An 8,676-nucleotide genomic window follows, 5' to 3' on the forward strand; every position below is an offset into this window, starting at 1 on the left:
TGGGGGCTCGGATGCGGCCATCCAGGCCGCATACGGTCCCGCAAAGGGTTTACCGGTACCTGGACCGCCCCAGCAATATCTACAAGGTACCGCCACGATCCCAATCAACAACTCCCAAGCGGACCATTCCACAGAACTCCCAAATGGAACCTCTATAATTCCTCGGGCACTAAAACCTAAACCGACACCACTGCAGTAGATTATGTCGACGTATACGCCCGCTTCCCTGATTGCCCTGCTCATCACACTGACGTTGTGTATTGCCCTCCCCGCCCACGCGCAAAACCCGTGGGAAGATGTTAAGAAACCCTCTAATCAACTCCCGGCCAGTATCGGCGGCTACAGTAATGGCTGCCTGAGTGGTGCGGAACAGATGCCACTGCGCGGGGAAGGATTTCAGCTGGTGCGCACCGGGCGCGACCGCCACTACGGCAACCCGTACCTGGTGGAATTCCTCAAAGACTTCTCCAACGCCGTCGAAGAAAACGACCTCGGCCGGCTGCAGATTGGCGACATGTCCATGGCCCGCGGCGGGCCGTTCAGCAGCGGGCACAGAAGCCACCAGATGGGGCTGGATGCCGATATCTGGTTCTCCCAGGACAAGCGCGCCGCCGAGCGTCCGCTGAGTTCCTGGGAGCGCGACAACATCTCCGCCATTCCCATGGCCGACACGCGCAAGCACGTGCTGCTGGAAAAAAACTGGGATGCACGCATTCCCGGCATTCTGCGTATCGCCTCGGAAGATCCCCGTGTCGCGCGGATTTTCGTCCACCCTACCGTCAAGCGAAAAATGTGCGATATTGCAGGGAGCGATAACGAATGGCTGCGCAAAGTGCGCCCCTGGTGGGGACACAACTATCATTTTCACGTGCGCCTGAACTGTCCACCGGGAGACAAAAACTGCAAGCCCCAGAAAAAGGTGAGCGGCAAACCCTGTAAAGGCGGACTCGACTGGTGGTTTAGCGATGAATTTTACGCCATCCTTAACCGCCCGGCGCCGACCAGACCCGTACCGGCAAAGCCGCCGAAAAGACCGAAGATGCCCGCGCAGTGTGCGCAGGTGCTCGCCGCCCCCGCAGCGGTATCCAATTAAGAAAGAACGATGAGAGCCCAATGAGCGACAAGGCCCAACAGACCATTCACGTACTGCTGATCTGCGGCGGTGGCAGTAGCGAGCACGATGTCTCCCTGCGCACCGCGGACTTTATCCAGCGCGAGCTGGGCACATTGAACGATATCCAACTCTCCCGCGTCACCATGGACGCGGACGGTCGCTTTGTGGATGCCAACGGTCAGGTGCAGGAATTGCGCTCGGACAAGCTGCTTTACAGCGCTACCGGCAGCGCCCAGCTGGTGGATTATGTGATTCCCGCGATTCACGGTTACCCCGGCGAGACCGGCGACCTGCAATCCCAGCTGGAAATCCTCGGCCTGCCCTATTACGGCTGCGGCTCGGAGGCGAGCAAGATCTGCTTCAACAAGATCACCACCAAACTTTGGCTGACGGCGCTGGGGATCGACAATACGCCATACAAATTCCTGTGTGCGAATACTTCAGAAGAGATCGCCCGCGCGCGGGATGCCCTGACCCAGTGGGGCTCGGTATTTGTAAAAGCATCCAACCAGGGCTCGTCGGTGGGCTGTTACAAGGTGAGCGATGAAGACGCGCTGGAAAAGGCCCTGCGAGAAGCGTTCAGTCTGTCGCCCTATGTACTGGTAGAAAAGTGCCTGAAGGTGCGCGAACTGGAAGTGGCGGCCTATACCTATGAGGGTGAGCTGGTGATTACCCCGCCGGGCGAAGTGTGCGCGCCGGAGGATACGTTTTACAGTTACGAGGAAAAGTACGCGGAGGCAAGTCGCGCGCAGACCCATGTAGTGGCGGAGGGGCTTTCCGATGCGCAACTCGGATGGGTTCGCGAGGCGTCAAAGCGGGCGTTTATCGGCCTGCAATTAAAAGACCTGTCGCGGATCGATTTCTTCCTCACCGACGACGGGGAAATTTACCTCAACGAGGTGAACACCTTCCCGGGCATGACCTCCATCTCCATGTTCCCGAAAATGCTGCAGAATCAGGGACACGACTTCAGCACTTACCTTGGGGCGCTGATTCGCGACGCCGTTTAACCGGTTTCGGTGAAGGTGACACAACCGATATCGTTGCCTTCACCACAACTCCTTCCGGTTCCACAAATTCCAGCTTACCCCGTCTGCTGAATCACTTCTGAAAGCCAGCTTTCCTGTCGCTTGCGCGAAAACTGTCCGCGCAGAAATTCCATCTGATCCCCGCGAATCCGCGCGCTGTTGGTGAGCGCCAGATATTCCGCCGCATTGGGCACAAACGGCAGCGCCAGCAGGTCCATTTCAAGATCCTGCAGCAAGCGGTTGCCCTTGTGCTGGTTGCAGCGACGGCAGGCGGTAACCACGTTTTCCCAGATATCGCGGCCGCCCTTGGAAACCGGGTGCACATGGTCGCGAGTTAACTCGCGGATCGGAAACCAGCTGCCGCAGTAAAGACAGGTGTGCTGGTCCCGGGCAAACAATGCGCGGTTGTTCAGCGGCGGGCGTTTGCGCGGACGCGCCATGCGATCGCCGCCACAGGCAATGATCGCGGCGAGATCGAGGGTGGAGCGTTCGCCCAGACGGTTGATACCGCCATGTACCGTCTGCACCACCCCGCCCATGGTCCAGGTCACCAGCTCCCGCACGTAAAGACAGGCCGCCTCTTCCCAACTCAACCATTCGAGGGGTTGCCCCGCGAGATTCAACCTCAGGATTTGCGCTTGCACGAGTTCACCTCCCGTTTTTGCGAGCTACGAAAACAGCAGAGCCCCGCGGGAAGGCCGGCAGGGCTCTGGAAGTCTGGAAATTGGTTGTGAAAACTGGGGAATCTGGAGGCGCTGGAGGAATGGCGCGAAATTTGGGGGCGATGAAGGCTTGACCACCAATGATGAAAAGGTGGTTGCGTTACGAACGGGTACGGCAATACATTACTGAATGCGTCATCCTCCGCGGTCACTTTATTTGGACCGGCTTTATCTGATTAAAGCGGAGGTTTGTTACGATTTCCAGACTGGCGGACAAATCCGCTGCTGTTTTTTTGCATTTATGGGATGCCCATTGCGCTCGGGTCTGCACAATCGTCAAAAAAACTTTATTGCGAAAGCTTGTCAGAAAGACGTGGGAACCGTCGCACTTGTATAGACAGGATGGTTTGAATAGGGAAAGGGAAGCCGTGACAATGTCAGCAAAAGAAAGGTCGACACCGGATCAGGACAGATTTTTCGTAGCCCCAAACGTAAAACACCGCCTGGGCAATCCGGCCCAAGCGGTGCGTCTCACAGGATGGTGCCCAAATCCTTTCGGGCTGGCAGCGCGGTCTCCATTCCTTGGGGACCTATCCTTGCCGCCGTTGCAATCCGTTCTCCGTCCTTGCAAATACATTATGGTCGAATGAGAAAATTCGGGTAGTGGGAAAGTGCTGAACTTGTTGTAAGAGATGTCTTACAAGCACGTGACCGTCGTCACATTTCACTCGGGGAGAGCGGAGGGGAATCGTTTGGCGCGTATCGCAACTGGTACGGCTGTGCGACATTTAGCGGCTTACTATAGTTACTTTTGTTACGAGATCAAGACGATCGTGAGAGCTCCGTCGAAAAACGCGCTAACTTTTACCCGTCGAGTGATTTTTGGCGCCATCCTGCTGTTTTTACTGCTGGTGGTGGCAATCGTCGCCGGTTGGGTTCCCGGTATCAATGTCCCCTGGGGACAATTGATCGGCGCCAGTACCGATGAAAAAATCGTTGAACGCCAATTAATGTTGGCTCCGGGTTATCGACTGCAACTGTTCAGCGAACAGGTGCCCAACGCGCGCTTTATGGCGGTTACCCGCAGCGGCGATCTGCTGGTCTCGCAACCCAAGCTGGGCCGGGTGAGCCTGCTACTCAATGACCGCAATGAAGACGGCAAGACCGATGGACAGCGGGTACTGATCGACGGACTGCAGCGGCCGCACGGGCTGGCACTATTTGAGGACTGGCTGTATATCGCGGAAAGCAACGGCGTGGGCCGGGTGCCCTTTGATCACTCCGATGGCCGCATCGCCGGCCGTTACCAGAAAATCGTCAGCGGCCTCGCCGATACCGGCAACCACTGGACCAAAACCATCGGAATGGGTCCGGATGGCTGGCTATATCTCTCCAGCGGTTCCACCTGCAACGTCTGCATAGAAGAAGACCCGCACCGGGCAACCATCATGCGCTTTCGCCCGGACGGCAGCGATTTCCAGATTTACGCCACCGGATTGCGCAACAGTGTGGGCTTTGACTGGTCGCCGAAAGATGCCGCACTCTACGCCACGGACAATGGCCGCGACTGGCTGGGGAACGATTTTCCCCCGTGCGAGCTGAACCGGGTGCAACTGGGTGGCTTCTATGGCTGGCCCTATGCCAATGGCAACCGCGTACCGGATCCCGATTTCGGCAAGGGCGAAGGAGGCAACGCGGGCGAGATACAGCAACTTATCCGCACCTCCATCCCCCCGGTATTTGAATTCCGCGCGCACAATGCACCGCTGGGTATCCACTTCCTGCGCAGCCCGGAGCAGCCGGATACATTCCGCGACTCTGCACTGGTGGCGCTGCACGGCTCCTGGAACCGGGACGTGAAAGACGGGTACAAGGTGATCGCACTGCGCTGGCAGGACGACGGCAGTATCCGTGCGCAGGACTTTATGTGGGGCTTTCTCGGCGACGACAAAACCACGGTGTATGGCCGCCCGGTGGATATCGCCGAGGATGCCCGCGGCAATATTTATATTTCCGACGACTTCGCCGGTGCGGTTTACCGGGTACAGCCCGGGGAAGCGGACTCCGCCAGCACCACCATTCCCGCGGATAGCCGTCCGCCCATCAGCGCGCCGAAAAAGCCCCTCGCCATCGACAGCAGCGCCGCCCGCCAAGGCGCCCAGATCTACGAGCGGCGCAACTGCATCCGCTGCCACCAGCAGGCGCCGCTGCGCGACCTGAGCCGCAAGTACTCCCTCAAGCAGCTGGCGGACTATTTCGACACCCCCACGCCGCCAATGCCCAATTACGGCTTTAGCAGTAGCCAGAAACGGGCGCTGGCGCATTTTCTGATGGAGCGGGAGGTACAGGAGGAGGGAAGCGGACCTCAGCTGGAGCACTTCCTGCCCTGAGCGAAGTCGCGCACGCCAATTGACCGTCCTATTGCGAGCCGCTAAGGTTGCCCGCAACTGCAGCCCTATCAGAGATACCCTTCATGGCAGCCAAAAAGAAAGCCGCAACCTTCGAGAGCGCACTGGAAGAACTGGAACAGCTGGTGGAACGCCTGGAAAGCGGCGACCTGCCCCTGGACGAAGCACTGACCGACTTCGAGCGCGGGGTAAAGCTCACCCGCGAGTGCCAGCAGAAGCTGGCCAGCGCCGAGCAGAAGGTAAAGGTACTGATGGAGGAGAACGGCAAGGTACAGGAACTGCCCTTCGACACTGAGGACGACTTTGCAGGAGACAATGGCCCCGGAGCTGCGGAGTAAGTGAGCAGTACCACCGCGGCAGCCATGCCTGCCAAACTGAAGATGTTCCTGCAGACGTCTGGCCAGCAGGTCGAACAGACCCTCACCACTGCACTGGCAGACCACTCTTCCGCCGAAGCCCTGTTCGCCGCCATGAACTACGCGGCCCTGGGCCCGGGCAAACGCCTGCGCCCGGCACTGGTGTACGCCGCTGCCCAGGCCCTTGCCGGGAAGGATGTAGCCAGCCAGAGCCACGCGGCCGCCGCCGCCCTGGAGTGTGTACACGCTTACTCCCTGGTGCACGACGACCTGCCGGCTATGGACGACGACGCCCTGCGCCGCGGCCGGGCCACCTGTCATATCCAGTTCGACGAGGCCACCGCGATTCTCGCCGGCGATGCCCTGCAGACCCAGGCCTTCGAACTCCTCGCCGCCGCAGATCTGCCCGCCGAGCTCAAGATCCGCCTGATTACAGAGCTGGCCCACGCCTCCGGTGCCCGCGGCATGGTCGCCGGCCAGGCCATCGACCTGGCGGCGGTGGATCACGCCCTTGCCCTCGAGCAACTGGAAGAGATGCATCGCCTGAAAACCGGCGCACTCATTTCCGCAAGTGCCCGTATCGGCGCGATGATCGGCGGCGCCAGCGATGAACAACTGACCGCCATCACCCGCTATGCCGAGGCCATCGGCCTGGCCTTCCAGGTTCAGGACGATATTCTGGACGTCACCACGGATACCGAGACCCTGGGCAAAACCCAGGGCGCCGATGCCGCGCGCAACAAGCCCACTTATGTCTCCCTGCTTGGCCTGGACGGCGCCCGCAGCAAGGCCGATGAACTGCACAGGGAAGCCACAGGCGCCCTCGCGCGCCTGGGCGGCAACACCGCCATCCTGCAGCAGCTGGCAGACTATATCGTCCACCGGGATCACTGATTGCCCGCCGGGTAATCATCCCCAGATATTTAGCCAGCCTGCGCCGCGGACTCCGATCCGAGCCTCCCCCCGTGGGATGCAATCTCCGTCCCTTGGGCATACAATCCCCTACCATTATCAGTTGCAATTGATACCTTGGGACGGAAGCCCGCTCCTGTGCCTTCGAGAGGTACAGTAACCCGCGCCCAAATGCCCGAATTCAGGACCCTAGATGTTCGACCAGATACCCCGCTCGCGCCCCGATACCCCGCTGCTCGACCAGATCGACAGCCCGGCTCAACTGCGCGCACTGGCGGAAAAACAACTGCCCGAGGTGGCAGAACAGTTACGCGAATACCTGCTCTACTGCGTGGGCCAGACTGGCGGCCACTTCGGCGCCGGACTCGGCGTGGTCGAGCTCACCATCGCCCTGCACTACATCTACAACACCCCGGAAGACCGCCTGGTCTGGGACGTGGGCCACCAGACCTACCCCCACAAGATCCTCACCGGTCGCCGCGAACAGATGCTCACCATGCGCCAACAGGGCGGTCTCTCCGGCTTCCCCAAGCGCTCCGAGAGTCCCTACGACACCTTTGGCGTTGGCCACTCCAGCACCTCCATCAGCGCCGCCCTGGGCATGGCCTTGGGCTCGCCCGATGAACGCAAGGTCGTCGCCGTAATCGGCGATGGCGCCATGACCGCGGGTATGGCCTTCGAGGCCCTGAACCACGCCGCGCATACCGGCAAAGACATGCTGGTGGTGTTGAACGACAACCGCATGTCCATCTCCAAGAATGTGGGCGGTCTGGCGACCTACTTTGCCCGCATCCTGGCCAGCAAGACCTACCTGAACATGCGCGAGGGCAGCCGCAAGGTTCTCTCGGCCATCCCCAAGGCCTGGCAGCTGGCGCGCCGTGCGGAAGAGCACGTGAAAGGCATGATTACCCCGGGCACCCTGTTCGAGGAACTCGGATTCAATTACGTGGGGCCGCTCGATGGCCACAATATGCAGGACCTGGTACACACCCTGCGCAACCTGCGCAATCAGCGCGGCCCGCAGTTGCTGCATATCGTTACCACCAAGGGCAAGGGCTTCGGCCCCGCGGAAGAGGACCCGGTGGGTTACCACGCGCTGAACAAGCTCGAGCCGGAACCCAAGGTGCAGGTCGCTGTATCTGCGGACAAGGCCGGGGAGACGAAAAAGAAAGGCCCGAAGTACCAGGATATCTTCGGCCAGTGGCTGTGCGATGCCGCCGAGCACGACGACAAGCTGATCGGTATTACCCCGGCCATGTGCGAAGGCTCTGGCATGGTGGAGTTTGCGGAACGTTTTCCCGAGCGCTTCCACGATGTGGCCATCGCGGAACAACACGCGGTGACCCTGGCTGCAGGCCTCGCCTGCGAGGGGCAGAAGCCCGTGGTGGCGATTTACTCCACCTTCCTGCAGCGCGGCTACGACCAGATGGTGCATGACGTGGCGATCCAGGACCTGGACGTCACCTTCGCCATCGACCGCGCCGGTCTGGTGGGCGAGGACGGTCCAACCCACGCGGGCAGCTTCGACCTGACCTTTATGCGCTGTCTGCCGAACCTGATCATCGCGGCCCCCAGCGACGAGAACGAGTGCCGCCAGCTGCTGCACACGGCCTACGAGCACAATGGCCCGTCGGCGGTACGCTATCCCCGCGGCACCGGTCCCGGTGTCACCATTGAGAAATCCCTGGACACGCTGCCCGTCGGCAAGGGCCGGGTTATTCAGGCAGGTAAGGATATCGCCATCCTGAGCTTCGGCACCCTGCTTGCATCCGCTAAAGAAGCGGCGGACAAGATAGGGGCAACCCTGGTGGATATGCGCTGGGTGAAACCCCTGGACGAGGCCCTGATAGACCAGATGGCCGACAGCCACGACCTGCTTGTGACCCTGGAAGAAAACACGGTTGCCGGTGGTGCGGGCAGTGCGGTGTCGGAATACCTGAACCAGCGAGTGATTCCGGTACCATTGCTACAACTCGGCTTGCCCGACAAAATTATCGAACACGGCAAGCATCCAAAGTTACTGGCAGAGATTGGTCTGGATGCCAAAGGCATAGAAGAACAAATCCGCGAACGCCAATCGCAAATGCACCAAGCCCAGTCAAAAGGGCAAGCTGCGGCTATCTAGGGCTGACAAAGTACATAACTAAAAATCGAAGGCCGGGTACCGGGTACGGGTTTTCAGGAGCGTCGGCGACA

The 8,676-nt window shown here is 60.1% G+C and carries 7 protein-coding genes; 6 read left to right on the forward strand and 1 reads right to left on the reverse strand.

Going from position 1 to position 8,676, the window contains the following annotated elements; genetic code table 11:
- The first annotated feature begins 202 nt into the window (after nucleotides 1-202).
- On the forward strand, nucleotides 203-1,093 hold the full coding sequence (mepA, locus tag B4U49_RS02500; RefSeq protein WP_078083001.1) for a penicillin-insensitive murein endopeptidase: 891 nt from the start codon (nucleotides 203-205) through the stop codon (nucleotides 1,091-1,093).
- Between the two features lie 20 nt (nucleotides 1,094-1,113).
- On the forward strand, nucleotides 1,114-2,124 hold the full coding sequence (locus B4U49_RS02505) for a D-alanine--D-alanine ligase (protein WP_078083002.1): 1,011 nt from the start codon (nucleotides 1,114-1,116) through the stop codon (nucleotides 2,122-2,124).
- 74 nt (nucleotides 2,125-2,198) lie between these two features.
- Here B4U49_RS02505 and B4U49_RS02510 read toward each other — a convergent pair whose 3' ends face one another.
- Entirely contained in the window at nucleotides 2,199-2,786 is a 588-nt protein-coding gene (locus tag B4U49_RS02510) for an HNH endonuclease (protein ID WP_078083003.1), read from the reverse strand.
- A gap of 851 nt (nucleotides 2,787-3,637) precedes the next feature.
- On the opposite strand from B4U49_RS02510, the gene B4U49_RS02515 reads away from it, so the two are divergent.
- From B4U49_RS02515 to dxs, 4 genes are all read left to right on the forward strand, one after another.
- Nucleotides 3,638-5,194, forward strand: a complete 1,557-nt coding sequence (locus tag B4U49_RS02515) for a DUF7133 domain-containing protein (protein ID WP_239692441.1) — start codon at nucleotides 3,638-3,640, stop codon at nucleotides 5,192-5,194.
- 83 nt (nucleotides 5,195-5,277) lie between these two features.
- Nucleotides 5,278-5,550, forward strand: coding sequence for an exodeoxyribonuclease VII small subunit (gene xseB / locus B4U49_RS02520; protein WP_078083004.1), 273 nt, complete (start codon nucleotides 5,278-5,280; stop codon nucleotides 5,548-5,550).
- Between the two features lie 24 nt (nucleotides 5,551-5,574).
- A complete protein-coding gene (locus B4U49_RS02525) occupies nucleotides 5,575-6,462 on the forward strand; it encodes a polyprenyl synthetase family protein (RefSeq protein ID WP_078083007.1) in 888 nt (295 codons plus the stop codon).
- Between the two features lie 211 nt (nucleotides 6,463-6,673).
- Nucleotides 6,674-8,605 carry a 1-deoxy-D-xylulose-5-phosphate synthase gene (gene dxs / locus B4U49_RS02530; protein ID WP_078083005.1) on the forward strand — a complete coding sequence of 644 codons (1,932 nt, stop codon included), beginning with the start codon at nucleotides 6,674-6,676 and terminating at the stop codon, nucleotides 8,603-8,605.
- The last annotated feature ends 71 nt before the right edge of the window (nucleotides 8,606-8,676 follow it).

The organism is Microbulbifer mangrovi (assembly GCF_002009015.1).
In the GTDB taxonomy this organism is placed as follows: Bacteria; Pseudomonadota; Gammaproteobacteria; order Pseudomonadales; family Cellvibrionaceae; genus Microbulbifer; species Microbulbifer mangrovi.